Here is a 26,779-nt window from a genome sequence, read left to right as displayed (position 1 = left end):
ATCGCCGACTCCGCCAACCCGGACACCGCCTCCTACGAAACCACCGTCGAGCACCTCGCCGACTGGATCGCCACCCGCGGCTACGCCACCAGCTGACCCCCAACACCAACACCCCAGCACCCAGCACACAGCCGAAGGGCCGGACCCCACCACGGGGCCCGGCCCTTCGGCGTGCCTCAGTCGGTGTCGAGGACGGCCAGGATCTGCTCGCCGTACTTGGCGAGTTTGTTCTCGCCGACCCCGCTGACCCGGGACAGGTCGGCCAGTGTGCGGGGCGCGTCGCTGGCGATCTGTCGCAGGGTGGCGTCGTGGAAGATCACGTACGCCGGAACGCCCTGCTCTTTGGCGGTGGTCGCCCGCCAGCCGCGAAGCCGCTCGAAGACCGACGCGGCGGCCGGGGTCAGCTCGGCCACGACGGTGGACGAGCCGCGCGGCTTCGACGAGCGGCTCGACGGCGCCTTCTCCGGCTCGCGGCGCATGGTGACGGTGCGGCGGCGGCCGAGCACGTCGCCGCTGGCCTCGGTCAACGCCAGCGTGCCGTAGTCACCCTCCACGGCGAGCAGCCCTTCGGCGAGCAACTGCCGGACCACGCCCCGCCACTCGGCCTCACTGAGCTCGGCGCCGATGCCGAAGACGGTCAGCGAGTCGTGACCGTACTGGCTGATCTTGTCGGTCTGCTTGCCGAGCAGGATGTCGATACAGTGCCCGGCACCGAAGCGCTGGTTGCGTTCGCGGTCGAGGCGGAAGACGGTGGACAGCAACTTCTGGGCGGCGACGGTGCCGTCCCAGGACTCCGGTGGGGTGAGGCAGGTGTCGCAGTTGCCGCAGGCGGTCGTCGTCGTCTCGCCGAAGTATTCGAGCAGCTGGACCCGCCGGCAGCGGACCGTCTCGCAGAGGGCGAGCATCGCGTCCAGGTGGGCGGCGAGGTTGCGGCGGTGGGCGAGGTCGCCGTCGGACGTCTCGATCATCTTGCGTTGCTGGACGACGTCCTGCAGCCCGTACGCCAGCCAGGCGGTGGACGGCAGGCCGTCCCGGCCGGCGCGGCCGGTCTCCTGGTAGTAGCCCTCGACGGACTTGGGCAGGTCGAGGTGCGCGACGAACCTGACGTCGGGCTTGTCGATGCCCATGCCGAAGGCGATGGTGGCCACCATGACCAGGCCGTCCTCGCGCAGGAAGCGCTGCTGGTTGGCGGCACGGGTGCCCGCGTCCAGCCCTGCGTGGTAGGGCAGGGCGGCGATGCCGTTGGCGGTGAGGAACTCCGCCGTCTTGTCGACCGAGGCGCGGGACAGGCAGTAGACGATGCCGGCGTCGCCGGGGTGCTCGTCACGCAGCAGGGTCAGCAGCTGCTTGCGGGGCTCGCGCTTGGGCACGATCCGGTACTGGATGTTGGGCCGGTCGAAGCTGGCCACGAAGTGCCGGGCGTCGTCGAGCTTGAGTCGGGTGGCGATCTCGGTGCGGGTGGCGCTGGTCGCGGTGGCGGTCAGCGCGATCCGGGGGACCTGCGGCCAGCGTTCGTGCAGCATCGACAACGCGAGGTAGTCGGGGCGGAAGTCGTGCCCCCACTGGGACACGCAGTGCGCTTCGTCGATCGCGAACAGCGAGATGCGGCCGCGGTCCAGCAGGGCGAGGGTGGACCGGACGCCGAGCGCCTCCGGGGCCAGGTAGAGCAGGTCCAGCTCACCGGCGACGAAGGCGGCCTCCACCCGTCGCCGGGCGTCCAGGGTCTGCGTCGAGTTGAGGAACCCGGCGCGGACGCCGACCGCGGTGAGCGCGTCCACCTGGTCCTGCATGAGCGCGATCAGCGGGGACACCACGACCGCCACCCCTTCGCGGACCAGCGCCGGGATCTGGTAGCACAGGGACTTGCCGCCACCGGTGGGCATCAACACCAGTGCGTCGCCGCCGCCGACCACGTGGTCGATCACGTCCTGCTGGAAACCGCGGAAGGCGTCGTAGCCGAACACCCGGCGCAGCGCGTCGAGGGCACCGGAGGCGGCACGCAGGTCGGTGGGAGAAGCCATCCGGGGAGTCTACGAGCCGACCCCGACAGCGCCCGCCCGGCGCACCCGGACCGGTGCGTCGGCGACGGGTGCCCGGCCCTGAACGGGCGGCGGGATAGAGTCGCTGATTGACCAATCGCGGCCGATGGCGGCCGCGGCGCCACGGCTTGGGGGTACGGGTGAGCGAGGCGCGCACAGCCGGTGACCGGATCGACGGCCCGGAGGCCGACGACGAGCAGTCGGCGGCCGAGTCGGAAACCACGCTCGTGGTGGTCACCGGCCTCTCCGGGGGTGGCCGCAGCACTGTCGCCCGGGCGTTGGAGAACGTCGGTTACTACGTGGTGGACAACCTGCCGCAGGCCCTGATGCTGGACATGGCCGAGCTGGCGTTCAAGGCGGGCGGCGCGGCCCGGCGTACCGCAATGGTGCTGGACGTGCGGTCGCGGGCCTTCTCCACCGACCTGGCCGGGGCCATCCGGGAGCTCAAGGAGCGCGGGTTCTCGCCCCGGGTGGTCTTCGTCGACGCCGACGACGAGGTGCTGATCCGGCGGTTCGAGAGCGTTCGGCGTTCGCACCCGTTGCAGGGTGACGGGCGGCTGGCCGACGGCATCGCCGTGGAGCGCGGCCTGCTGGAGGAGGCCCGCGACCAGGCCGACGTGATCATCGACACCAGCCACCTGAACGTCAACCAGCTCCGGCGGCGCATCGAGGAGCTGTTCGGCGGCGAGGACGCCCGCCGGCTGCGGGTCACCGTGTTGTCGTTCGGCTTCAAGTACGGCCTGCCACCGGACGCCGATTTCGTGCTGGACGCCCGCTTCCTGCCCAATCCCTACTGGGTGCCGGAGCTGCGTGAGCACACCGGGCGGGAGGAGGCGGTCAGCGCGTACGTGCTGGGTCAGGAGGGCGCGGACGCCTTCGTCGCCTCGTACGCCGACCTGGTCAACGCCACCACCACCGGCTTCGAGCGGGAGGGCAAGCGGTACCTCACGGTCGCCGTGGGCTGCACCGGCGGCAAGCACCGCAGCGTGGCCATCGCCGAGGAGCTGGCCGGCCGATTGCGGCACTCCGGGCTGGCGGCGAACGCCCAGCACCGTGACCTGGGGCGGGAATGACGACCCGGCGGGTGGTCGCGTTCGGTGGCGGGCACGGGCTGTCCGCCTCGTTGCGCGCGCTGCGCCACTGCGCTCCCGAACTCGACCTCGACATCACCGCGGTGGTCACGGTGGGTGACGACGGCGGCTCCAGTGGCCGGCTGCGGGCCGAGCGTGGTGGCCTGCCCCCGGGTGATCTGCGTCAGGCGCTCGTGGCGTTGGCCGGGGACCACCCGGCCACCCGACGCAGCGCCGGGCTGTTCCAGCACCGCTTCGCCGCCGTGCCGGTGGGCGTACCCCGATCGGACGGGACCGACAGGGGCCCGGCGGCAAGCGACGACCCGGGCCCGGACGGCCCGGCCCCGCACGGCACCGACGGCGCGTCGGCCGGCACGGACGGTCTGACCGGGCACGCGGTGGGCAACCTGGTGCTCTGCGGCCTGATGGAGCTGCTCGGCGACCCGGTGGCGGCGCTGGAGCACGCCGGCGCGATGCTCGGCACGGTGGGCCGGGTGTTGCCGATGTCCCGCCAACCGGTCGGGATCGAGGCCCGGGTACGCGGCGCCGACCCGGCCGCCCCCGACGAGGTGCGCACGGTCACCGGCCAGCACCAGGTGGCCGTCACCACCGGACGGGTCGAGTCGTTGCGCCTGACACCGAGCGCCCCGCCGGCCTGCGCCGAGGCCATCGAGGCGATCCGGGCGGCCGACTGGCTGATCTTCGGGCCGGGCAGCTGGTACACCAGCGTGCTGCCGCACCTGCTGGTGCCGCAGTTGGCCGACGCCATCGTCTCCACCTCGGCCCGGCGGCTGGTCACGCTGAACCTCGCCGCGGAGAAGGAGACCCTCGGGCTCTCTGTCGCCGACCACCTCGCGGCGCTGCACTGGTACCTGCCCGAGCTGAAGGTGGATCTCGTGCTTGCCGACGCCAAGGCGGTGGGTGACCCCGAACCGGTCGAACGTGCGGCAGAATCGCTGGGTGCCCGCCTGGTCCTCGCCCCCGTCGCCGTTGTCGACGGGACTCCCCGCCATGATCCGGCTGCCCTGGGCGCCGCGCTGGTGCCTGTCCTGGGCGCCGATCGTTAGACACGTACGTAATCTCCGGCGACACGCCGGAACAGGTCCGTGAGGGGACGCACAATGGCGATGACGGCCGCGGTCAAGGACGAGCTGAGTCGGGTCGACGTGCCCAAGCCCTGCTGCCGGCGGGCGGAGATGGCCGCGCTGCTGCGCTTCGCCGGCGGGTTGCACATCGTCTCCGGCCGGGTGGTGGTGGAGGCGGAACTGGACACCGGGGCGGTTGCCCGGCGGTTGCGCCGGGAGATCGCCGAGGTCTACGGCTATCCCAGCGAGATCCACGTGCTGGCCTCCGGTGGGTTGCGCAAGGGCAGCCACTTCATCGTGCGGGTGGTCAAGGACGGCGAGGCGCTCGCCCGGCAGACCGGGCTGCTCGACGTGCGGGGCCGCCCGGTGCGCGGGCTGCCCCCGCACGTGGTGGCGGCGAACGTCTGCTGCGCGGTGTCCGCGTGGCGGGGCGCGTTCATGGCGCACGGCTCGCTCACCGAGCCCGGCCGCTCCAGCGCGCTGGAGATCACCTGCCCGGGGCCGGAGTCGGCGCTGGCGCTGGTCGGCGCGGCCCGGCGCATCGGCATCACCGCGAAGAACCGTGAGGTACGCGGGGTGGACCGGGTGGTCGTCAAGGACGGCGACGCGATCGCCGCGCTGCTCACCCGGATCGGCGCGCACTCCAGCGTGCTGGCCTGGGAGGAGCGCCGGGTACGCCGGGAGGTGCGGGCCACCGCCAACCGGCTCGCCAACTTCGACGACGCCAACCTGCGCCGTTCGGCGCGGGCGGCGGTCGCCGCGGCCGCCCGGGTCACCCGAGCGCTGGAGATCCTGGCCGACGAGGCACCGAACCACCTGACCGACGCCGGGCGGCTGCGCCTGGAGCACCGGCAGGCGTCGCTGGAGGAGCTGGGGGCGCTGGCCGACCCCCCGCTGACCAAGGACGCCATCGCCGGGCGGATCCGCCGGCTCCTGGCGCTGGCCGACAAGCGGGCCCGGGACCTCGGCATCCCGGATACGGAAGCAGCCGTCACGCCCGACATGCTCGTGGTCTGATAGGACGGTGGGGCCGCACGGCGCGTCCGGGAGCACGACCCGGCGCAGCGTGGTCTCGCACGCTCGGATAGGGTCGCTGAGTACGGCAAGGGGGCCGACACCGGCCTTTCTCGTCGTGCCCACCGCCTCGGGCGGTCAGGTCCTCAGACCGCGCGGCGGGGTGGCCGAGATGAACCGTCGACGGCCGGCTCCAACGGTCGGCGCACACCATTCCCGCCGGCCCGTTGTGTGAAGCCGGCGGACCAGAACGCGAGGAGATGGGACCTGTGACCATCCGGGTTGGCATCAACGGCTTTGGCCGAATCGGCCGTAACTTCTTCCGGGCAGTGCTGGCGTCTGACGCCGACATCGAGGTCGTGGCGGTCAACGACCTGACCGACAACGGCACGCTCGCCCACCTGCTCAAGTACGACAGCATCCTCGGTCGTCTGCCCTACGAGGTCAAGGCCACCGCCGACGAGATCACCGTCGGTGGCAAGACCATCAAGGCGTACGCCGAGAAGGACCCGTCGAAGCTGCCGTGGGGCGAGGTCGGCGCCGACGTCGTCATCGAGTCGACCGGCTTCTTCACCGACGCCACCAAGGCCAAGGCGCACGTCGACGGCGGGGCCAAGAAGGTCATCATCTCCGCACCGGCGAAGAACGAGGACGTCACCGTCGTCATGGGTGTCAACCACGACACCTACGACCCGGCGAAGCACACCATCATCTCCAACGCCTCGTGCACCACCAACTGCCTCGCCCCGATGGCGAAGGTCCTGCACGACACGTTCGGCATCCAGCACGGTCTGATGACGACGATCCACGCGTACACCCAGGACCAGAACCTTCAGGACGCGCCGCACTCGGACCTGCGTCGGGCCCGGGCCGCCGCGCTGAACATCGTGCCGACCTCCACCGGCGCCGCCAAGGCGATCGGCCTGGTCCTGCCGGACCTCAAGGGCAAGCTCGACGGGTACGCCCTGCGGGTGCCGATCCCGACCGGCTCCGTCACCGACCTCACCGTCAACGTGGGCCGCGAGACCACCGTCGACGAGGTCAACGCCGCGCTGAAGGCCGCCGCGGACGGCCCGCTCAAGGGCATCCTGGTCTACAACGAGGACCCGATCGTCTCCACCGACATCGTGACCGACCCGGCGTCGTGCATCTTCGACGCGCCGCTGACCAAGGTGGTCGGCAACCAGGTCAAGGTCGTCGGCTGGTACGACAACGAGTGGGGCTACTCCAACCGCCTCGTCGACCTCGTCAAGCTGGTCGGTAGCTCGCTGTGAGCATCCGGACCCTCGACGATCTGCTCGCCGAGGGGGTGTCGGGTCGGCGCGTGCTGGTGCGCGCCGACCTGAACGTCCCGCTCGACAAGCAGTCCGGCGCGATCACTGATGACGGCCGGATCCGCGCGGTGCTGCCGACCCTCGGCGCGCTGGTCGAGGCCGGCGCGAAGGTGGTCGTCTGCTCGCACCTGGGCCGCCCGAAGGGCGCGCCGGACCCGCAGTTCAGCCTGGGTCCGGTCGCCGGGCGGCTCGGCGAGCTGCTCGGCGCGCCGGTGCACTTCGCCACCGACACCGTCGGCGAGTCGGCCCGTTCCACAGTGGCCGGCCTGGCCGACGGTCAGATCGCCCTGCTGGAGAACCTGCGCTTCAACGCGGGTGAGACCAGCAAGGACGAGGCCGAGCGGGGCGCCTTCGCCGACCAGCTCGCCGCGTTCGGCGACGCGTACGTGGACGACGCGTTCGGTGCCGTGCACCGCAAGCACGCCAGCGTCTTCGACGTGCCGGCCCGGTTGCCGCACGTCGCGGGCCGGCTGGTGCTGCGTGAGGTCGAGGTCCTCTCGAAGCTCACCGGTGACCCCGAGCGGCCGTACGTGGTGGTGCTCGGTGGGTCGAAGGTGTCCGACAAGCTGGCCGTGATCGAGGCGCTGCTGCCGACGGTCGACCGGCTGCTCATCGGTGGCGGGATGTGCTTCACCTTCCTCAAGGCCCAGGGCCTGGAGGTGGGCACCTCGCTGCTGGAGAAGGACATGGTCGAGACCTGCCGCAACCTGCTGGAGCGGGCCAACGGCAAGATCCTGCTCCCGGTCGACGTGGTGGTGGCGGACGCGTTCGCTCCGGACGCGGCGCACGACACGGTGCGGGTCGACGGCATCCCGAGCCACCGGCTCGGCCTGGATGTCGGCCCGGAGACGGTGGCTGGCTTCAGCGCCGCGCTGTCCCAGGCGAAGACGATCTTCTGGAACGGCCCGATGGGCGTGTTCGAGATGCCGGCCTTCGCGGCGGGCACCCGGGGGGTCGCGGAGGCGATCACCAAGGCCGACGCGTTCAGCGTCGTCGGCGGCGGTGACAGCGCGGCGGCCGTCCGTGCCCTGGGGCTGGACGATTCGTCCTTCGGGCACATCTCCACCGGTGGTGGCGCCTCCCTGGAATACCTCGAGGGCAAGACCCTCCCCGGCATCGCGGCCCTGGAGAACTGAACATGGCGAGCACCACCCGCCGGCCGTTGATGGCCGGCAACTGGAAGATGAACCTCAACCACCTCGAGGCCAACCTGCTGGTGCAGAAGTTGGCGGCGAGCCTCACCGAGAAGCAGCTCACCGACGTCGAGACGGTCGTGCTGCCGCCCTTCACCGACCTGCGGACCGTGCAGACCGCGGTGGACGGCGACAAGCTGCTGATCGGCTACGGCGCGCAGGACCTCTCCCCGCACGCGTCCGGCGCGTACACCGGGGACATCTCCGGGCCGATGCTGGCCAAGCTCGGCTGCACGTACGTCGTGGTGGGGCACTCCGAGCGGCGGGCCTACCACCACGAGGACGACGCGCTGGTCAACGCCAAGGTCAAGGCGGCGCTGACGCACGGCCTGACGCCGATCCTCTGCGTGGGGGAGGGGTTGGACGTCCGCGAGCAGGGCGGCCATGTGGCGCACTGCTCCGACCAGCTCGACGGGGGCCTCGCCGGGCTCACCCCCGAGCAGGTGCGGCAGGTAGTGGTCGCGTACGAGCCGGTCTGGGCGATCGGCACCGGCAAGACCGCGACCCCTGACGACGCTCAGGAGGTCTGCGGGGCGGTGCGTCAGCGGCTGGCGGCCCGCTTCGACCAGGAGACCGCCGACCAGGTCCGGGTCCTCTACGGCGGCTCGGTCAAGGCGTCCAACATCGCCTCGATCATGAGTCAGGCGGACGTGGACGGGGGCCTGGTGGGGGGCGCCAGCCTGGACGCCGAGGAATTCGCTCAGATCTGCCGGTTCCCGGAGCACCTCGCTCGCTGATCGCTCGGTATCCTTGACACCGCCCGTCCGCCGGTCGGTGCCGCCGTGCCCGATCAGACCGGGCGAGGATCGCTACGAGAGGAACTGACCCCAGCCATGCCGATCTGGTTCGCATACACGTTGATCGTGTTGCTGGTCATCACGAGCATTCTGCTCACCCTGCTGATCCTGCTGCACCGCGGCAAGGGCGGCGGTCTGTCGAGCATGTTCGGCGGTGGCGTCAGCTCCAGCCTCGCGGGCTCCTCGGTCGCGGAGAAGAACCTGGACCGCTACACCGTGCTGGTGAGCGTCGTCTGGTTCGCCGCGATCGTCGGGCTCGGGCTCTGGCTGCGCCTCCAGATGAACAGCGGCGCCTGAGCAGGCCCAGTAAGTCGTACAATCTGCGCGCGGTTCGTCACTCGACGGGCCGCGCGCAGGCTTTTCCCCGCTGCACCGCGTCGCCCGCCGCTCCACCCCCGAAGACGGCGGGTCCCCTCCGACGACAGGAGCGAGCAGCCGTGCCGAGTGGCAACGTTATCCGGGGAGCCCGGGTCGGGTCCGCACCCATGCGCCCGGACGAGCGGCACCAACCCGCCCCCCGACAGGACGTCACCTACTGGTGCCGTAACGACCACCGGGTCGACATCCGGATCGCCGCGGACGTCGAGCCGCCCGCCGTGTGGGACTGCCCGCGCTGCGGCCTGCCCGCCGGCCCGGACGCCCAGAACCCGCCGGGCCGGGCCCGCGCCGAACCGTACAAGAGCCACCTGGCGTACGTGAAGGAGCGGCGCACCGCCGAGGAGGGCGAGGCGCTGCTGAACGAGGCGCTCGCCGCTCTGCGGCGCCGGCGCGGCGAGTAACGGCCTAACGGCCCGCGCTCAGCGCAGGCTGCGCAGCCGGGCGGGCACGTCGGCGGCCGCCGCCCGGTCCAACAGCCAACGGGTGCGGCCCACACCGCGCACGCCGGCCGCCGGCAACTGGACTGGCCCCGCGCCGGCCAACGCCATACCCACCGCGCGAGCCTTGTCGGCGCCGGCGGCCACCAGCCAGACCTCCTCGGCGGTGTTGATCGCCGGCAGGGTGAGGGTGGTCCGCGTCGGCGGCGGCTTGGGGCTGCCCCGCACCGCGCTGACCGGCCGCGTCTCGTAGCCGACCGGGTGCTCGGGAAAGACCGACGCCACGTGGCCGTCCTCGCCGACGCCCAGCATCAGCACGTCGAAGTGCGGCAGGGTGGCGTGCCCGGGCCGGGCGGCGCGGGCCAGCTCTTCCGCGTACCCGGCAGCCGCCGCCTCGGGGTCGTTGCCGGCAGGGCCGTCCGAGGCCGGCATCGCGTGCACCCGGGCCGGGTCCAGCGGCACCACGTCCAGCAGGGCGGCGCGAGCCTGGGTCTCGTTGCGGTCCGGATCACCGGCGGGCAGGAACCGTTCGTCGCCCCACCACACGTCGACCCGGGACCAGTCCACCGCGTCGCGGGCCGGCAGCGCCGCCACCGCCCGGTACACGGCGGCGGCGACCCGACCGCCGGTGAGCACCACCGAGGCTTCGCCCCGGTCGGCCTGGGCGTCGAGCAGCTTCACCAGCAACCGGGCCGCCACGGCCTGCGCCAACAGGTCGGCGTCGGCGTGGACGGCGACACTCGCCTCACTCATGGTTGCGCCTTCGTTTCCCGACCGCGCGGCGGTCGCTGTCGTGCCCGGGACGGTCCGCCCGAGGTGGTTGGGGCGTAAAACCCCAGAGGTTGCGGGGCAGGGCCGGTGGGTACCGGCCCTGCCCGACGTCGTACCCCGGCTGGGCTCAGCCCTCGCCGCTGGTGCCGGCGTGCGCGGTGACCCCGGCCTCGGCGCGCTGCGCGGTGGCCGGATCCTTCCAGACGTGGACCCGCTGCGGCGGGCGCTGCTCCAGCCCGCGCAGGCCGGCCGTCGCGCCCAGCGCCTCCGCGTACACCTGATCGGCGTCCAGCCGGCGCAGCTCCTCGGCCAGTTCGTCGCCGAGCGGGCGGCGGACCAGCGGCAGAGCCCGGTCCTCCTGACCCGTGCGCCGGAACACGGCCATGCTGTCCTCGCGGGTCAGCGTCAGCTGGTCGCCGTTGGCGCAGCTGAGCTGCACCTCCCGCATGCGGGGGAACTCGTTGCTGTCCACCCGGTGCGGGGTGATGCCGAGCCGGCTGGACAGCCAACCGGCCATCAGCGCCGCCGTCGGATCGGTGGGCGGCGCGACGATTGTCGCCTCGGTGACCTGGGCGCTGGTCGTGTCGAACGCCCCGGCGACCAGGGTGCGCCACGGGGTGATGCGGGTCCACGCCAGGTCGGTGTCGCCCGGTGCGTAGTCCCGGGCACGCTGCCGCAGCGCCTCCACCGGGTCGGCGGCCTGCGCGCAGTCGGTGATCCTCCGGTCGGCCACCACCCCGAGGAAGTCGGTGGCGATCTCCGCCGGCGGCTCGCCGTGCCACCAGGTGACCACCGGCACGTCGGGCACGAGCAGCGGCATCACGACCGACTCGGCGTGCAGCGACAGCCGGCCGTACATCCGGGTGACCACCGCCTCGCACGGGCCGAGCCGGCCACCGACCACGATCTCCGCGTCCAGTCGGTTGCGGTCCCGCTCGATCTCCGAGCGCACCACCACCAGGAGCCGGCACGGGTGGGCGGCGGCGGCGATCGTCGCCGCCGCCTCCGCCTCCCGGACCCGCTTCTCGTCCACGACCACGATGAGGGTGAGTGCCATGCCGCTGGCCACCCCACCGGCGCTGCGCCGCTCGGCGGCGAGCGCCTTGACCACCTCGTTGCCGGTGGTGTCCCACAGCCCGATCATGCTCGTCTCCAGGCGCGGCCCTCGCGGGCCAGCATCTCGTCGGAGGCCCGTGGGCCCCACTCACCGGCCCGGTACGGCTCCGGGGTGCTGCCCGCCCAGGCGTGCTCCAGGGGATCGATCACCTGCCAGCTCTGTTCGACCTCGGCCGCGTCCGGGAACAGGGTGCGGTCACCGATCAGCACGTCCAGCACCAGCCGCTCGTACGCCTCGGGGCTGGACTCGGTGAACGCCTCGCCGTACTGGAAGTCCATCGCGATGTCGCGGACCTCCATGGTGGTGCCCGGCACCTTCGAGCCGAACTTGAGCACCACGCCCTCGTCCGGCTGCACCCGGATGACCAGCTGGTTGTTGCCCAACGACTCCATGTCGGCGTCGTTGAACGGCAGGTGCGGCGCCTTCTTGAACATGATGGCGACCTCGGTGACCCGCCGGGGCAGCCGCTTGCCGGCCCGGATGTAGAACGGCACCTCCGCCCAGCGGCGGTTCTGGATGCCCAGCCGCACCGCCACGTACGTCTCCGTGGTGGAGTCGGCGGGGACGTCCTGCTCGTCCCGGTAACCGACAGCGCGTTCGCCGCCCACCCAGCCGGGCAGGTACTGGCCGCGGACGGTGTCGCGGGTGACGTCCTTGGGCAGGGTGATGGCCTTGAGCACCTTCAGCTTCTCGGCCCGGATCTCGTCGGCGTCGAAGCTGGTCGGCTCCTCCATCGCCACCAGGGCGAGGAGTTGCAGGAGGTGGTTCTGCAGCACGTCACGGGCGGTGCCGACGGTGTCGTAGAAGCCGGCGCGGGTGCCGATGCCGACGTCCTCCGCCATGGTGATCTGCACCGAGTCGACGTACTTGGAGTTCCACAGAGGCTCGAACAGGTTGTTGGCGAACCGCAGGGCGAGGATGTTCTGAACCGTCTCCTTGCCCAGGTAGTGGTCGATCCGGAAGACGTCCTGCCGGGTGAACACGTCGTCGACGAGGTCGTTGAGCGCCTTCGCCGACGGCAGGTCGTTGCCGAAGGGCTTCTCCACCACGACCCGCCGCCAACCGCCGGACTTGGCGTTGTCGGCCATTCCGGTCCGCGCCAGCTGCTTGAGCACCACCGGGAAGGCGGCCGGCGGGATGGAGAAGTAGAACGCCGCGTTACCGGCGATGCCGTGGGTCTGGCGCAGGTCGTCCAGGGTCGAGGCGAGGTGGTCGAAGGCGGCGTCGTCGTCGAACGAGCCACCCACGAACTTGATGTTGCCGGCCAGCCGCGCCCACACCTCGTCCCGCCACGGCGTACGGGCGTGCTTCTTCGCCGCCTCGCAGGCCAGGGTCTCGAAGTCACCGTCGCCCCAGTCGCGACGCGCGAAGCCGAGCACCACGAAGCCCGGCGGCAACAACCCCCGGTTGGCCAGGTCGTAGACCGCGGGAAGCAGCTTCTTGCGGGCCAGGTCGCCGGTCACCCCGAAGATCACCAGAGCGCACGGCTCGGGGATCCGGGGCAACCGGCGGTCCTGCGGGTCGCGCAGCGGGTTCACCGAGCCGCCTTCGGTTCGCGACTCCGGGGCTCGCAACCCCGGCTCACTCCTCGCGCTCACGGAACCGCCTCCTCGCTCCGCCTCAGTCACGTCGTCCATCCTCACGCCCGCAGATCACCGGCCGCGTCCAGTAGTTGGGCGACACCGGCGGCCCGGTCGGTCAGGTGCAACCGCAGGACCGGCCGGTTCCGACCGGCGAGCGCCTGCCGGTCCCCGGCGGCCTGCGCCGCCTGCAGCTCACCGAAGGTGTACGGCTTGCCCGGCACCGCCAGGTCCTCGGCCACCGCGCCGGTCACCTGGAGGTAGCTACCCACCTGCGGACCGCCCTTGTGGTACTGGCCGGTCGAGTGCAGGAACCGCGGCCCCCAGCCGAAGGTGACCGGCCGTCCGCTCGCCTGCGCCAGCAGCGGCCGCAGCCGGGCCGTGTCGGCGTCGGCGAACCGGTCGAGGTACGCCATCACCGCGAGGTAACCGTCGTCGCCCAACCCGTCGAGCAGCCAGCGCAGCACGCCGGCCAGGTCACCCGGGGCGCCCTGCGGGGCGTACACCTCGATCGCGCCCTCGGTGAACGACGGCGTCTCCGCCGGCAGGCCCGAGGCCAGGATCTTGTTGGTGTTCTCCTTGGACTCCGTGACGTTCGGCTGGTTGAACGGGTCGATCCCGAGCACCACACCGGCCACCGCGGTGGCGTACTCCCAGGCCAGGAACTGCGCGCCCAGCGGGCCGTTGACGGCCACGTCCGGGGTGGCGCCGCCGCCCGGCACGTCACCGGCGGCCAGCGCGCCGCCGTAGCTGACGGTCAGCACGTCCGCGCCGGTGGCACCGGGGCTCTGCGGGGACTCCACGACCACCGGGAGGATGCCCACCCCGGCCTTGCCGGTCGACTCGGCGATCAACTGCTCGGCCCAGTCGCCGAGCCCGTCGATGCCGGTGCCGTCGGAGACGAGGGCGACCTTGTCCCGGGCCACAGTGGCCGCGGCGCCCAGGGCGGCGCCCAGGGCCAACGCCGGGTTGTTCTGGTCCGCGCCGAGCGAGGTGGCCAGCGCGTCGGCCTGGTCGAGCAGTTCCGCGACCTCCACGCCGGCCAGCGCCGACGGCACCAGACCGAACGCGGTGAGCGCCGAGTACCGGCCGCCGACGTTCGGGTCCGCGAGCACTGTGAACGCGCCCATCTCGGTCGCGGTGGCCTCCAGCGGCGAACCCGGGTCGGTGACGATGACGAAGTGCCGGCCGGCCTCCGCCTCGGTCATCCCGGCGTCCAGGAACGCCTGCCAGTAGGCGCGCCGGTGGCTGTCGGTCTCCACCGTCGACCCGGACTTGCTGGCCACCACCACGACGGTGCGCTCCAGCCGGTCACCGAGCGCCGCCCGGACCTGGCCCGGGTCGGTGGTGTCCAGCACCGTCAGCGGACGACCCAGCGTCTGGGTGATCACCTCGGGCGCGAGCGACGAACCACCCATGCCGGCGAGCACCACGTGATCCAGGTCGGCCAGCTCCGCGGTCAGCTCGGCCAACTGCACGAGCAGCTCGCGGCTGCGCCGGTGGGTGTCCACCCAGCCCAGGCGAATCTTCGCCTCGGCCTCGGCGTCCGGACCCCACAGGCTCGCGTCCTTGCCTGCCAGCTTGCCCGGGACGCCGGCCTTGACCAGCGCGTCCCGGGTCGAGGCGGGCGCGGCCTTGTCGACCGCGTCCGCGCCGTACACGGAGAGCCCGGCGGCTCCCTCCACCGCCCCAGCAGGCAGGTCGCTCATGCCGTCACTCCGCTTCGCTGCGTGCCGTCATGAGGCACCGTTGCACTGAGCTTGCTGATTCGCTCGCTGCGCTCGCTCATGCCGTCACTCCGCTTCGCTGCGTGCCGTCATGAGGCACCGTTGCACTGAGCTTGCTGATTCGCTCGCTCATGCGCCACCGGCCTTCTCGGCGGCCTTGGCGTTGCCCTTGGCCGCCTTGTTCGGCGAGCCCTTGCCGGTGCCCGCCGCCGTCAGCGACTTGCTGACACCGTCGAGCAGCTCCTGCCAGCTCGCCTCGAACTTCTCCACACCCTCGCGCTCCAGGGTGGCGATCACGTCGGACATGTCCACCCCGACCGACTCCAGGTCCGCGAAGACCTTCCGGGCCGCGTCGTAGGCCCCGGTGACGGTGTCGCCGCGGGTCTCGCCGTGATCGGCGTACGCGTGGATGACCGACTCCGGCATGGTGTTGACGGTGCCGGCGGCGATCAGTTCCTCGACGTAGATGACGTCCCGGTAGTCCGGGTTCTTCGTCGAGGTGGACGCCCACAGAGGCCGCTGCGGGTGCGCGCCGGCCGCCTCGAGCGCCTTCCAGCGGTCGGAGGAGAACACCTCGGTGTAGCGCTCGTACGCCAGCTGGGCGTTGGCCACGGCGGCCTTGCCGCGCAGCGCCTTGGCCTGGTCCGAGCCGATCTTCTCGAGCCTCTTGTCGACCTCGGAGTCGACCCGGGAGACGAAGAACGACGCCACGGAGCCGATCTTCGAAAGGTCGTGACCGTTCGCCTTGGCCTGCTCCAGACCGGCCAGGAACGCCTCCATGACCGCCGAGTAGCGGTCCAGACCGAAGATCAGCGTCACGTTGACGCTGATGCCCTCGGCGAGGGTGTCGGTGATCGCCGACAGGCCCTCCTCGGTGGCCGGGATCTTGATGAAGAGGTTGGGCCGGTCCACCAGCCACCACAGCGCCTTGGCCTCGGCGACGGTCTTGTCCGCGTCGTGCGCGCTGCGCGGGTCCACCTCGATCGAGACCCGGCCGTCGACACCGGCGCTGCCGTCGTACGACGGGCGCATCACGTCGCAGGCCCACCGTACGTCGTACGTGGTGAGCATCCGGACGGCCTCTTCCACGTCCACGCCACGGATGGCCAGGTCGCGCAGCTGCCAGTTGTACTCGTCGGCGTCGCTCAGCGCCTTGGCGAAGATCGTCGGGTTGGTGGTGACGCCGGCCACGTGCTTCTCGCGGCGCAGCTGGTCCAGCCCGCCGGAGCTCAACCGCACCCGGGAAAGATCGTCGAGCCAGACCGCCACGCCCGCGGCGGTGAGCTCATTCAGCTTGTCCGTCATGCCATCCACGCTCCCTCAGTTGCCGGTCGTGAAACCGGTGATGTCGCCCACCCGGGCCAGCGAGGCGTGTGCTGCCGCCACGATCCGGTCGGGGGTGAACCCGAACTGCTCGAAGAGCACGGTGTGCGGGGCGCTCGCTCCGTAGTGCTCCAGGCTGACGCTCTCGCCCAGGTCACCGACGATGCCGCGCCAGGACATCGCGATACCCGCTTCCACGCTCACCCGTGCCTTTACCCCGCGCGGGAGCACCGACTCCCGGTACGCCTCGTCCTGCTCGAAGAACCATTCCTGGCAGGGCATCGAGACGACCCGGGTCGGGGTGCCGTCGGCCTCCAGCCGCTCCCGGGCGGTCAGGCAGAGCTGCACCTCGGAACCGGTGCCGACGATGATCACCTGCGGCTTGCCGTTGGACGCCTCGGCCAGCACGTAGCCACCGTTGGCCACGCCGTCCGCGCTGCCCAGGACGTCGCGGTCCAAGGTCGGCAGCGGCTGACGGCTCAGCGCCAGCGCGGTGGGCCGGTCGGTGTGCTCCAGCGCCTGCCGCCAGGCCCAGGCGGTCTCGTTGGCGTCCGCCGGGCGGACCACGTCCAGGCCCGGGATGGCGCGCAGCGCGGTCAGGTGCTCCACCGGCTGGTGGGTCGGGCCGTCCTCGCCGAGGCCGATCGAGTCGTGCGTCCAGACGTAGGTCACCGGCAGCTTCATCAACGCGGCCAGCCGCACCGACGGACGCATGTAGTCGCTGAAGACCAGGAACGTGCCGCCGTACGGGCGGGTGCCGCCGTGCAGGGCGATGCCGTTGAGGATCGCGCCCATGGCGTGCTCACGGATGCCGAAGTGCAGCGTGCGGCCGTACTCGTGACCGGGGAAGTCCTTGGTGGCGTGCGCGGCCGGGATGAACGACGGCTCGCCCTTCATGGTGGTGTTGTTGCTCTCGGCCAGGTCGGCCGAGCCGCCCCACAGCTCCGGGAGCACCGGGGCGAGCGCCTCCAGCACCTTGCCGGAGGCGGCCCGGGTGGCCAACCCCTTGGCGTCCGCGGGGAAGACCGGCAGCGCGTCGGTCCAGCCGTCGGGGAGGACCCGCCCCGCCAACCGCTCGTAGAGCGCGGTGCGCTCCGGGTTGGCCTTCTTCCAGGCGTCGAACGCGGTGGTCCACTCCTGCTGGGCGTCCGAGCCGCGGCCCATCACCGTGCGGGCGTGGCTGAGCACCTCCTCGTCGACCTGGAAGCTCTGCTCCGGGTCGAAGTCGAGGATCCGCTTGGTGGCCTTCACCTCGTCGGCGCCGAGCGCCGAACCGTGGATCTTGCCGGTGTTCTGCTTGTTGGGGGCGGGCCAGCCGATGATGGTGCGCAGCGCGATGAAGGAGGGGCGGCCGGTCTCCGCCTTGGCGGCCACCAGCGCCGCGTAGAGCGCCTCGGCGTCCTCGTGGTAGTCGCCCTGGTCGGCGTCGCCGCTGCGCCAGTCGACGGTCTGCACGTGCCAGCCGTACGCCTCGTAGCGGGCGGCCACGTCCTCGCTCTTGGCGATCCGGGTGTCGTCCTCGATGGAGATCTCGTTGTCGTCGTAGATCACCGTGAGGTTGCCCAGCTGCTGGTGCCCGGCGAGCGCGCTGGCCTCGTGGCTGATGCCCTCCTCGATGTCACCGTCGGAGACGATGCACCAGATGTCGTGGTCGAAGACGGACGCGCCGAGCTCGGCCTCGGGGTCGAACAGGCCGCGCTCGCGGCGGGCCGCCATGGCCATGCCGACCGCGTTGCCCAGACCCTGCCCGAGCGGGCCGGTGGTGGTCTCCACGCCGGGCGTGTGCCCGTGCTCGGGGTGCCCCGGCGTCTGCGAGCCCCACTGCCGCAGCGACTTCAGGTCGTCCAGGCTCAGCGGGTAACCGGAGAGGAACAGCTGGATGTAGAGCGTCAGGCTGGAGTGCCCGGCGGAGAGGACGAACCGGTCGCGGCCGGGCCAGTTCGGGTCGGCCGGGTTGTGCCGCATGACGCGGTTGAAGAGGAGGTACGCGGCGGGCGCGAGGCTCATCGCGGTGCCCGGGTGACCGTTGCCGGATTTCTCTACGGCGTCCATGGCCAGCACGCGGACGGTATCGACGGCCCGGCGATCGAGGTCGGACCAGTTCAGTGCGGAGTGCTCGGGTCGTTTAACAGCCACGATGGTTGTGCTCCTCGGCAGATGGGCGGAACCCTCACCGATGACCTTATCGAGCGTCCCTAAACGTGCGCCCGGGGATCTGCGCATGGTGTGCGCTACGTGACCATCCGGATGCTCGGTTCAACCCGGTGGTGTGACGGCCCGCACCGTTGTCGGGTCGGCCGGGCAGCCAAAACGACGACGCGTAGTGTGTGGGTCGGTATGCGGACCCTCCCGGTCCCGGCCGATCCGATCTCCCCGTGCCCGATGCCGGAAGGTGGCAATCCGTGAGCATGATCACCGAGCGCCCCGCGAGCAACCCGGCCGGGCAACATCCGGCGCGGGCGGCCGAGGGCACGGTGGCCCGGCGGGACGTACGCGCGGTCATCTCGGCGTACGTGACGCTCACCAAGCCTCGGATCGTCGAGTTGCTGCTGGTCACCACCATCCCGGCGATGATGCTCGCCGAGGGCGGGCTGCCGTCGCTGTGGCTGATGGCCGTCGTCCTGATCGGCGGCTCGCTCGCCGCGGGCGCGGCCAGCGTGCTCAACTGCTACATCGACCGGGACATCGACCAGTTGATGCGGCGTACCAAGCGTCGGCCGCTGCCGGCGCACACCGTCTCGCCGCGCAGCGCGTTGATCTTCGGTCTGGTGTTGGCGGCGGTGTCGGTCGCCCTGATGGCGGCGTTCACCAATCTGCTGGCCGCCGCGCTGACCCTCGCCGCGATCGCCTACTACGACCTCGTCTACACCCTGTGGCTCAAGCGCTCCACCCCGGCGAACACCTTCTGGGGCGGCGCCTGCGGGGCGGCCCCGGTGCTGATCGGGTGGGCGGCGGTGACGGGCTCGTTGGCGCCGGCCGCGTGGGGGCTGTTCGCTGTGGTCTTCTTCTGGCAGATGCCGCACTTCTACCCCCTCGCCATGAAGTACAAGGACGACTACGCCCGGGCCGGCATCCCGATGCTGCCGGTGGTGGCCTCGGTCCGCCGGGTGAACGCCGAGATCCTGATCTTCGCGTGGCTCACCGTGCTCACCTCCCTGGCCGTCTGGCCGCTGGGGCTCAGCGCGATCTACGGGGTGCCGACCCTGGTGGTGGGTGCCATCTTCGTGGTCGAGGCGCACAAGCTCTGCCGGCGTGCGACGCGCGGCGATGCGGTCAAGCCGATGCGGCTGTTCCACTGGTCGACGACGTACCTGACGATCGTCTTCGTGGCCGTCGCGCTCGACGCGCTGATCTGACTGTCGGTACCCCGCCCGGTCGGCACCTGACGGCGATGATCCACTGACTAATCATGAACGTGGATGAGTTGTCCGCTTTTAACGTCACATCAGAGTAACTTTCAGCATGAGCCAGGTCGGCTCAACTCAGGGTGGTTCAGGGGCGTTTTGCCCAGGCGGTTTGAGCGCAAAAGTCCTGATATAAACGGACAGCAAACCTGTGGTCGTCCTTAAACCTGTAGGTAATTGGCATCACAAAAGGTTCATGGTTCTCGCGCGACCGGGTGCAACTCTGCTTAGGCTTCGCGTCATGGCAGATGGTTCCGATACGACGCTGACGGCCGAGCAGACCGCCGGCGAGCAGGCGCCCCACGGCCTGGTCGCGGGCCTCAAGGCGTTCGCCGCCGGGCACGGCGGCGCGAAGGCGGTCATCGAGTACGTCGGCAAGCGCGGCGCGCGGATCGTCCTGGTGGGTTCCGACGGTGAGTGGGGCGACCAGTTCGCCGACGACACCGTCACCGCCCGGGAGGCGTGCGCCAAGGCGGGAGTCACCGTCGAGAACGCCTGGGAGCGTGAGCTGATGGACCAGATGCGTCCGAGCAACGACCTCTGGCGGTCGATGGCCCGCCGCACGATGTCCCGCTGAATAGACAGTTGAATTGACCACATATCACCAGTCGGCCCGGGGGGAACCCCGGGTCGCTCTCGTCACCTGCTCCGAGCTGGCCGACCTCGACCCGGACGACCGGCTGGTCCTTGTCCCGCTCGCCGCCCGCGGCGTCGCCGCCCAACCGGTGGTCTGGGACGACCCCGACGTCGACTGGTCGTCCTACGACCTGGTCGTGCTCCGCTCACCCTGGGACTACGCGTTGCGCCGCGACGAGTTCGTGTCCTGGGCGGCGGGCGTCCCGGCGCTGGTCAACCCGGCCGCCGTGGTCCGCTGGAACACCGACAAGCGCTACCTCGGCGAGCTGAGCGCCGCCGGGGTGCCGACAGTGCCGACGACCTGGATCGAGCCGGGGGAGAGCTGGCAACCACCCGCCGAGACCGGCGAGTACGTGCTCAAGCCCGCCGTCAGCGCCGGCAGCCAGGACACCGGCCGCTACGACCTGGCCGACCCGGAACACCGGGAGTTGGCCGCCGCGCATGTTCGCCGGCTCTCCGACGCCGGCCGGGTGACCATGGTCGAGCCGTACCTGCGGGCCGTCGACACCGAGGGCGAGACGGCACTGCTCTTCCTGGCCGGTCCGGAGGGGCTCGCGTTCAGCCACGCGATCCGCAAGGGTCCGATGCTGACCGGGCCGGACCTCGGCCCGGACGGGCTCTACAAGGCCGAGGAGATCACCGCCCGCACCGCCCGAGCAGACCAGCTGGCGGTGGCCGAGCAGACCCTCGCGGCGGTGCCCGGTGGCACCCGGCAGCTGCTCTACGCGCGGGTCGACCTGATCCCCGGCCCGGACGGCAAGCCGGTCCTGGTCGAGCTGGAGCTGACCGAACCGTCGCTCTTCATCGGGTACGCCGACGGCGCCCCCGACCGGCTCGCCGACGCGATCACCACCCACCTGACCCGCCCCAGCTGACCCAGCGTGCGGGAGTCGGGCCCGAAGCTCTTCCCGGACGCTGCCGCCGGTGTGCTGCCGCTCGGGCGTGGGGCGCGGTGGTGGGGGACTCCACCCCAAGATCGTGCTCGATCATTGATGTAGTGGTGTCGCGGCGTCGCCGAGGCCACTACATCCTGTCTCGAGCGCGACCTTGAAGGCTGCTGGCGTTCCAGACCCGCTTCCGGTCGGCGGGCGGTGGTGTTCGTCGTCAAGATCCGCGCAATATCAGGGATGTTGGTGTCTCCTGCGTGTCTGAGGCAGCAACATCCCCGATGTTGTGAGGATCTTGGGCGCGGGGCGCGGGGCGCGGGGCGCGGGGCGCGGCGGTTACCGGCCCGTCGGGCGGTTGCGTGCCGGGGCGCGGGGTTGTCAGGCGGGGGTCGGGACCGGGGTGGCCTCGTCGGCCGGGGTGGCCCGGGGCGCCGGGGTGACCGGCTGGCGTTCCCGGGTGGACCACTGCACCGCCAGGGTGGCCAGCAGCACCAGGCACGAGCCGAGCATGTGTGCGCCGACCAGGAGTGCCGGCACGTGGGTGAAGTACTGCACGAAACCGATCAGGCCCTGACTCAGCTCCACAACCAGCAGGATGACCGCGGCGCGGGTGGCCCGCTGTGCACCGACGGCGCGGAACGCGAAGATGAGCGCCACCGTGAGGCCGATGAGCAGGAAGACCGCGTCGGCGTGCACCTGGGAGATCGACTCCGGGTCCAGGCCGTTGCGGGCGGCGCCGTGGTCGCCGGCGTGCGGGCCGCTGCCGGTGACCCAGGTGCCGATGACCAGCACCGCGACGCTGACGCCGGTGGTGATTCGAGCGAGGGTGCGCAGCGGGGTGGGCACCACCGCCACGACCGGGCCGTCGGGGTCGACGATGCGCCGCCAGAGCGCGTACGCGGCGGCGATCACCGCCATCGAGGCGAGGAAGTGCAGCCCGACCACCCACGGGTTGAGGTTGGTCAGCACGGTGATGCCACCGATCACCGCCTGCGCGGGAATGCCGAGGAAGACGGCGACGGCCAGCGCGAGGAGCCCGGGCCGGCGCGGCCGGTGGACCAGCACCGCCAGCACGGTGGCCAGCGCGATGAGGCCCACCGCGAAGGTCAGCAGCCGGTTGCCGAACTCGATCACCCCGTAGATGCCCATCTCCGGGGTGGTGACGTACGAATCGTCGGTGCACCGCGGCCAGGTGGGGCAGCCGAGGCCCGAGGCGGTCAACCGGACGGCCCCGCCGGTGACGACGATGCCCACGTTCGCGATGATCGAGGCGAGCGCGAGGCGGCGCAGCAGGATGCCGGAGACCGGACGGACGATTCGGTTCACGGCGCAAATCCTACGCACCGTAGTGATCGAGGTCCGTCCGACTCCGGCAGCTCGGTGGTTGGGATCACCGGGGCCCGGGTTTGCGGCCCTCCGGGCAATTACGTAACGTTGGCGTTGTGAAAAACGCGGCGGCGCTCTCCGGGCACCAACCGACGGCCGTAGCGGCCGCCGGTGCGCCCGTGTCCGCGCCCGCCGTGGGCACGTCGGCCGGCCTCGCCGGCCCGGCGGTGGCCGAGATCTCCACCCGGGATCGGGTCACCCGACTGCTGCTGGAACAGGGTGCCGCCACCGCCGCGCAGCTTGGCGCGGCGCTCGGGCTCAGCCCGGCGGCGATCCGCCGGCACCTGGACGCGATGCTCCTGGACGGTGACGTCTACGCCCGCGAGCAGACCGTGCAGGGCAGCCGTGGTCGGGGGCGCCCGGCCAAGGTGTTCCTGCTGACCGAGGCCGCTCGGGTCCGCTGTGGCACACACCACTACGACAACATGGCCACCGCCGCGCTGCGGTGGATCGCCCGCAGCGGCGGCTCGGACGCGGTCGAGGCGTTCGCCACCGAGCAGGTCTCCGCTCTCGAGTCCCGTTGTCGGACGGCCATGGAGGACGCCGGCGACGACCCTCTCGCTCGAGCCGAGGCACTCGCCGCAGCGCTCACGGCCGAGGGTTACGCTGCCAACGCGACCACGATCGCCTCCGGCGGCCAGCTCTGTCAGCACCACTGCCCGGTGGCGCACGTGGCCGCCGAGTTTCCTCAGCTGTGCGAGGCCGAGACCGCGGTCATCTCCCGTCTGGTCGGCACCCACGTGCAGCGTCTGGCCACCATCGCGCACGGCGACGGGGTGTGCACCACGCACATCCCGGCTCAGCCGGGCCGCGCTCAATCCGGTAATCCCGTCACCACTGTGAGGACAGATAGATGACCGAGCAGATCGTCCAGCCCCTGACCCAGGAAGAGCAGCTCGCCGCCCTGGGCCGGTACGAGTACGGCTGGTCCGACCCGGACGCCGCCGGCGCGGTCGCCCAGCGCGGCATCAACGAGGCGGTGGTGCGGGACATCTCGGCGAAGAAGAACGAGCCGGAGTGGATGCTCGACCTGCGGCTCAAGGGCCTGCGGCTGTTCGGCCGCAAGCCGATGCCGGCGTGGGGCGCGGACCTCACCGGGATCGACTTCGACAACATCAAGTACTTCGTGCGGTCCACCGAGAAGCAGGCCACCAGCTGGGAGGACCTGCCCGAGGACATCAAGAACACCTACGACCGGCTGGGCATCCCGGAGGCGGAGAAGCAGCGCCTGGTCGCCGGTGTCGCGGCGCAGTACGAGTCCGAGGTCGTCTACCACAAGATCCGTGAGGACCTCGAGGAGCAGGGCGTCGTCTTCCTGGACACCGACACCGCGCTCAAGGAGCACGAGGACATCTTCAAGGAGTACTTCGGCACGGTGATCCCGGTCGGCGACAACAAGTTCGCCGCGCTGAACACCTCCGTGTGGTCCGGTGGCTCGTTCATCTACGTGCCGAAGGGCGTGCACGTGGAGATCCCGCTGCAGGCCTACTTCCGGATCAACACGGAGAACATGGGCCAGTTCGAGCGGACGCTGATCATCGTCGACGAGGGTGCGTACGTGCACTACGTCGAGGGCTGCACCGCGCCGCTGTACTCCTCCGACTCGCTGCACAGCGCGGTCGTGGAGATCATCGTCAAGAAGAACGCGCGCTGCCGCTACACGACCATCCAGAACTGGTCGAACAACGTCTACAACCTGGTCACCAAGCGCGCCGTCTGCCACGAGGGCGCGACCATGGAGTGGGTCGACGGCAACATCGGCTCCAAGGTGACCATGAAGTACCCGGCGGTCTACATGACCGGTGAGCACGCCAAGGGCGAGGTGCTCTCGGTGGCGATGGCCGGCGAGGGTCAGCACCAGGACGCCGGCGCCAAGATGGTGCACGCGGCCCCCCACACGAGCAGCACCATCGTGTCGAAGTCGATCGCCCGGGGCGGCGGCCGCACCTCGTACCGGGGTCTGGTGCAGGTGCTGGAGGGTTCGCACCACAGCCGGAGCACCGTCAAGTGCGACGCGTTGCTGGTCGACACCATCTCCCGTTCGGACACCTACCCGTACGTCGACATCCGCGAGGACGACGTGTCGATGGGGCACGAGGCGACCGTCTCCAAGATCAGCGACGACCAGCTCTTCTACCTGATGAGCCGGGGCCTGAGCGAGGACGAGGCGATGGCCATGATCGTGCGCGGCTTCATCGAGCCGATCGCCAAGGAGCTCCCGATGGAGTACGCCCTGGAGCTCAACCGTCTGATCGAGCTTCAGATGGAGGGCGCGGTCGGCTGACGCCACCCGCCGTACCGAGCACCCTGCCACCGTCGTCGTAGAACAGACCAAGGAAGAAATGACTACCCAGGCTTCCGCGCCGCCGCCCAGCACCAAGTCGCAGGCGCTGCGCTCGTACGATGTCGCCGACTTCCCGGCCCTCACCGGCTTGGAGGAGGAGTGGCGCTTCACCCCACTCAAGCGCCTCCGCGGCCTGACGAGTGAGGTGCCGGCCACGACCGGCGTGCTCCGACACGAGTACGGCGACCTGCCCGAGGGCGTCGCCATCACCCGGATCGGCCGGGACGACGAGCGGGTCGGCAGTGTGCTGACCCCGGTCGACCGGGTCAGCGCGTTGGCCTACGGTGCCGCCGCCGACGCCCTGCTGCTGCGGGTGGCCTCCGACGTGGTGCTCGGTGAGGCGGTGCGGCTGCGGGTGGTCGGCGAGGGTGTCGAGCAGCCGGTGTTCGGTCACACCTTCGTCGAGGTGGGCCGGTTCGCCGAGGCGACGGTGGTGCTGGAGCACGTCGGGTCGGCCACCCTGGCCGACAACGTCGAGGTCGCCGTGGCCGACGGGGCGAAGCTGACCCTGGTCACTGTCGCCGACTGGGCCGACGACGCGGTCCAGGCCCAGCACCTGAAGATCAAGCTGGGTCGGGACGCCAAGGTCATCCACATCCAGGTCACCCTGGGCGGCGACCTGGTCCGGCAGTTCACCAGCGTGGAGTACACCGGGCGGGGCGGCGAGGCCGAGCTGTACGGGGTCTACTTCGCCGACGCCGGCCAGCACCTGGAGCACCGGCAGCTGGTCGACCACAACGTGCCGGACTGCCGCAGCTACGTCGGCTACCGGGGCGCCCTGCAGGGCGAGAGCGCGCACACCGTCTGGGTGGGCGATGTGCTCATCCAGGCCGAGGCGACCGGCACCGACACGTACGAGATCAACCGGAACCTGCTGCTCACCGACGGCGCGCGGGCGGACTCCGTACCCAATCTGGAGATCGAGACCGGCGAGATCGCTGGCGCCGGCCACGCCAGCGCGACCGGCCGCTTCGACGACGAGCAGCTGTTCTACCTGATGGCCCGGGGGATTCCGGAGAGTGAGGCCCGCCGGCTGGTGGTCCGTGGCTTCTTCGCCGAGCTGATCAACAAGATTCCGGTGGAGTCGCTGCGCGAGCAGCTCGGCGACGCGATCGAGGCCCGGCTCACCAAGGCCGGCGCCTGATGATCCGGATCTGTTCGACCGAGGACGTGCCGAAGGGCACCGCGATCAGCGCGGACGTCGACGGCACGCCCATCGCGCTGGTGCACGGCGAGGACGGCGAGTTCTACGCCGCGTACGACGAGTGCTCGCACGCCGCGGTCGCCCTCTCCGAGGGCGAGGTCGACGGCTGCACGCTGGAGTGCTGGCTGCACGGCTCCCGTTTCGACCTGCGCACCGGCGAGCCGACCGGCCTGCCCGCCACCGAACCCGTCCCCGTCTATCCCGTCGAAGTTCGCGACGGAGACATCTACCTCAGCCTGACGCCGAGTAATGGAGTGACCCGATAATGAGCACCCTGGAGATCCGCGACCTGAAGGTGTCGGTCAAGCTGCCCGAGGGTGAGCTCAAGCCGATCCTGGCCGGCGTCGACCTGACCGTGAGGTCGGGCGAGACCCACGCGATCATGGGCCCGAACGGCTCCGGCAAGTCCACCCTGGCGTACTCGATCGCCGGTCACCCCAAGTACGAGATCACCGGCGGCACGGTGACCCTCGACGGCGAGGACGTGCTGGCCATGACGGTCGACGAGCGCGCCCGCGCCGGCCTCTTCCTGGCCATGCAGTACCCGGTCGAGGTGCCCGGCGTCTCGGTGGCGAACTTCCTGCGGACCGCGAAGACCGCCATCGACGGCGAGGCGCCGAAGCTGCGCACCTGGGGCGGCGAGCTGCGTGGCGCGATGGAGCGCCTCCAGATGGACCCGGCGTTCGCCCAGCGCAACGTCAACGAGGGCTTCTCCGGTGGTGAGAAGAAGCGGCACGAGATCGTCCAGCTGGAGCTGCTCAAGCCGAAGATCGCGATCCTCGACGAGACCGACTCCGGTCTCGACGTGGACGCGCTGCGCGTGGTCAGCGAGGGCGTCAACCGGGTCCGCGACACCGGTGACACCGGCGTGCTGCTGATCACCCACTACACCCGGATCCTGCGCTACATCAAGCCGGACTTCGTGCACGTCTTCGTGGCCGGCCGGATCGTCGAGCAGGGCGGCCCGGAGCTTGCCGAGAAGCTTGAGGCCGAGGGCTACGAGCGGTACGCCGCCGGGGCCGGCACGGCCAAGGCCTGAGCGGGAGAGGCGCT

General features: G+C 71.1%; 24 protein-coding genes and 1 pseudogene. 17 read left to right on the top strand and 8 right to left on the bottom strand.

Features of this window, described 5'->3' with window-relative positions:
- Positions 1-96: pseudogene (locus tag QCZ28_RS20025) on the top strand (phytochelatin synthase); the annotation flags it as partial.
- 80 nt (positions 97-176) lie between these two features.
- Here QCZ28_RS20025 and recQ read toward each other — a convergent pair.
- The gene (gene recQ / locus QCZ28_RS20020) at positions 177-2,021 is read right to left on the bottom strand and encodes a DNA helicase RecQ (protein WP_279518080.1); all 1,845 of its coding nucleotides are present in this window, start codon (positions 2,019-2,021) and stop codon (positions 177-179) included.
- A 188-nt stretch (positions 2,022-2,209) separates the two neighbouring features.
- Between recQ and rapZ the strand changes: the two genes are divergently transcribed.
- From rapZ to QCZ28_RS19980, 8 genes are all read left to right on the top strand, one after another.
- On the top strand, positions 2,210-3,112 hold the full coding sequence (gene rapZ / locus QCZ28_RS20015; protein ID WP_279518090.1) for an RNase adapter RapZ: 903 nt from the start codon (positions 2,210-2,212) through the stop codon (positions 3,110-3,112).
- A complete protein-coding gene (locus tag QCZ28_RS20010; protein WP_279518079.1) occupies positions 3,109-4,176 on the top strand; it encodes a 2-phospho-L-lactate transferase CofD family protein in 1,068 nt (355 codons plus the stop codon). The genes rapZ and QCZ28_RS20010 overlap by 4 nt, the downstream gene beginning before the upstream one ends.
- Before the next feature lie 54 nt (positions 4,177-4,230).
- A complete protein-coding gene (gene whiA / locus QCZ28_RS20005; RefSeq protein ID WP_030337350.1) occupies positions 4,231-5,211 on the top strand; it encodes a DNA-binding protein WhiA in 981 nt (326 codons plus the stop codon).
- Positions 5,212-5,477: 266 nt separating this feature from the next.
- A complete protein-coding gene (gene gap, locus QCZ28_RS20000; RefSeq protein ID WP_088988543.1) occupies positions 5,478-6,482 on the top strand; it encodes a type I glyceraldehyde-3-phosphate dehydrogenase in 1,005 nt (334 codons plus the stop codon).
- Complete coding sequence (locus QCZ28_RS19995; RefSeq protein WP_279518078.1) at positions 6,479-7,678, top strand: phosphoglycerate kinase; 1,200 nt, start codon at positions 6,479-6,481, stop codon at positions 7,676-7,678. Before gap ends, QCZ28_RS19995 begins: the two co-directional genes overlap by 4 nt.
- A 2-nt stretch (positions 7,679-7,680) precedes the next feature.
- Entirely contained in the window at positions 7,681-8,472 is a 792-nt protein-coding gene (tpiA, locus tag QCZ28_RS19990) for a triose-phosphate isomerase (RefSeq protein ID WP_279518077.1), read from the top strand.
- Between the two features lie 96 nt (positions 8,473-8,568).
- Positions 8,569-8,829, top strand: a complete 261-nt coding sequence (gene secG, locus QCZ28_RS19985) for a preprotein translocase subunit SecG (RefSeq protein ID WP_030337344.1) — start codon at positions 8,569-8,571, stop codon at positions 8,827-8,829.
- 140 nt (positions 8,830-8,969) lie between these two features.
- Positions 8,970-9,311, top strand: a complete 342-nt coding sequence (locus tag QCZ28_RS19980; RefSeq protein WP_279518076.1) for an RNA polymerase-binding protein RbpA — start codon at positions 8,970-8,972, stop codon at positions 9,309-9,311.
- Between the two features lie 18 nt (positions 9,312-9,329).
- On the opposite strand, the gene pgl is transcribed toward QCZ28_RS19980, so the two are convergent.
- From pgl to tkt, 6 genes are all read right to left on the bottom strand, one after another.
- Positions 9,330-10,100 (bottom strand): 6-phosphogluconolactonase, encoded by a 771-nt coding sequence (pgl, locus tag QCZ28_RS19975; RefSeq protein ID WP_030337340.1) that lies wholly within the window; start codon positions 10,098-10,100, stop codon positions 9,330-9,332.
- Positions 10,101-10,245: 145 nt separating this feature from the next.
- Entirely contained in the window at positions 10,246-11,262 is a 1,017-nt protein-coding gene (locus QCZ28_RS19970; RefSeq protein WP_279518075.1) for a glucose-6-phosphate dehydrogenase assembly protein OpcA, read from the bottom strand.
- A complete protein-coding gene (gene zwf / locus QCZ28_RS19965) occupies positions 11,259-12,773 on the bottom strand; it encodes a glucose-6-phosphate dehydrogenase (protein ID WP_279518089.1) in 1,515 nt (504 codons plus the stop codon). Before zwf ends, QCZ28_RS19970 begins: the two co-directional genes overlap by 4 nt.
- Positions 12,774-12,874: 101 nt before the next feature.
- The gene (locus QCZ28_RS19960) at positions 12,875-14,524 is read right to left on the bottom strand and encodes a glucose-6-phosphate isomerase (protein WP_279518074.1); all 1,650 of its coding nucleotides are present in this window, start codon (positions 14,522-14,524) and stop codon (positions 12,875-12,877) included.
- Between the two features lie 147 nt (positions 14,525-14,671).
- Entirely contained in the window at positions 14,672-15,847 is a 1,176-nt protein-coding gene (gene tal, locus QCZ28_RS19955; protein ID WP_279518073.1) for a transaldolase, read from the bottom strand.
- A gap of 15 nt (positions 15,848-15,862) precedes the next feature.
- Positions 15,863-18,001 (bottom strand): transketolase, encoded by a 2,139-nt coding sequence (gene tkt / locus QCZ28_RS19950; RefSeq protein ID WP_279518072.1) that lies wholly within the window; start codon positions 17,999-18,001, stop codon positions 15,863-15,865.
- 266 nt (positions 18,002-18,267) lie between these two features.
- Between tkt and QCZ28_RS19945 the strand changes: the two genes are divergently transcribed.
- The 3 genes from QCZ28_RS19945 to QCZ28_RS19935 all read left to right on the top strand — a co-directional run bounded on the left by QCZ28_RS19945 (position 18,268) and on the right by QCZ28_RS19935 (position 20,780).
- Positions 18,268-19,221 carry a heme o synthase gene (locus tag QCZ28_RS19945; protein ID WP_279518071.1) on the top strand — a complete coding sequence of 318 codons (954 nt, stop codon included), beginning with the start codon at positions 18,268-18,270 and terminating at the stop codon, positions 19,219-19,221.
- A gap of 289 nt (positions 19,222-19,510) precedes the next feature.
- Complete coding sequence (locus QCZ28_RS19940; protein ID WP_124816405.1) at positions 19,511-19,846, top strand: hypothetical protein; 336 nt, start codon at positions 19,511-19,513, stop codon at positions 19,844-19,846.
- A gap of 13 nt (positions 19,847-19,859) precedes the next feature.
- Positions 19,860-20,780 (top strand): hypothetical protein, encoded by a 921-nt coding sequence (locus tag QCZ28_RS19935; protein WP_279518070.1) that lies wholly within the window; start codon positions 19,860-19,862, stop codon positions 20,778-20,780.
- 390 nt (positions 20,781-21,170) lie between these two features.
- Here the strand turns inward: QCZ28_RS19935 and QCZ28_RS19930 are convergent, their stop codons facing one another.
- On the bottom strand, positions 21,171-22,136 hold the full coding sequence (locus QCZ28_RS19930; RefSeq protein WP_279518069.1) for a COX15/CtaA family protein: 966 nt from the start codon (positions 22,134-22,136) through the stop codon (positions 21,171-21,173).
- Positions 22,137-22,297: 161 nt separating this feature from the next.
- On the opposite strand from QCZ28_RS19930, the gene QCZ28_RS19925 reads away from it, so the two are divergent.
- From QCZ28_RS19925 to sufC, 5 genes are read left to right on the top strand one after another with little or no spacing between them, the layout of a single operon-like run.
- Positions 22,298-23,035, top strand: a complete 738-nt coding sequence (locus tag QCZ28_RS19925; protein WP_279518088.1) for an ArsR family transcriptional regulator — start codon at positions 22,298-22,300, stop codon at positions 23,033-23,035.
- Entirely contained in the window at positions 23,032-24,462 is a 1,431-nt protein-coding gene (gene sufB, locus QCZ28_RS19920) for a Fe-S cluster assembly protein SufB (protein ID WP_279518068.1), read from the top strand. Before QCZ28_RS19925 ends, sufB begins: the two co-directional genes overlap by 4 nt.
- A 58-nt stretch (positions 24,463-24,520) precedes the next feature.
- A complete protein-coding gene (gene sufD, locus QCZ28_RS19915; RefSeq protein ID WP_279518067.1) occupies positions 24,521-25,666 on the top strand; it encodes a Fe-S cluster assembly protein SufD in 1,146 nt (381 codons plus the stop codon).
- A complete protein-coding gene (locus tag QCZ28_RS19910; protein WP_279518066.1) occupies positions 25,666-25,992 on the top strand; it encodes a non-heme iron oxygenase ferredoxin subunit in 327 nt (108 codons plus the stop codon). The genes sufD and QCZ28_RS19910 overlap by 1 nt, the downstream gene beginning before the upstream one ends.
- On the top strand, positions 25,992-26,765 hold the full coding sequence (gene sufC, locus QCZ28_RS19905; protein ID WP_279518065.1) for a Fe-S cluster assembly ATPase SufC: 774 nt from the start codon (positions 25,992-25,994) through the stop codon (positions 26,763-26,765). The genes QCZ28_RS19910 and sufC overlap by 1 nt, the downstream gene beginning before the upstream one ends.
- Positions 26,766-26,779 lie beyond the last annotated feature (14 nt).

It is taken from the genome of Micromonospora sp. DH14 (genome assembly GCF_029809455.1).
In the GTDB taxonomy this organism is placed as follows: Bacteria; Actinomycetota; Actinomycetes; order Mycobacteriales; family Micromonosporaceae; genus Micromonospora; species Micromonospora parva.
The sequence above is the reverse complement of the archived record's forward strand: the minus strand, read 5'-3'. Positions and strand labels throughout refer to the sequence as shown.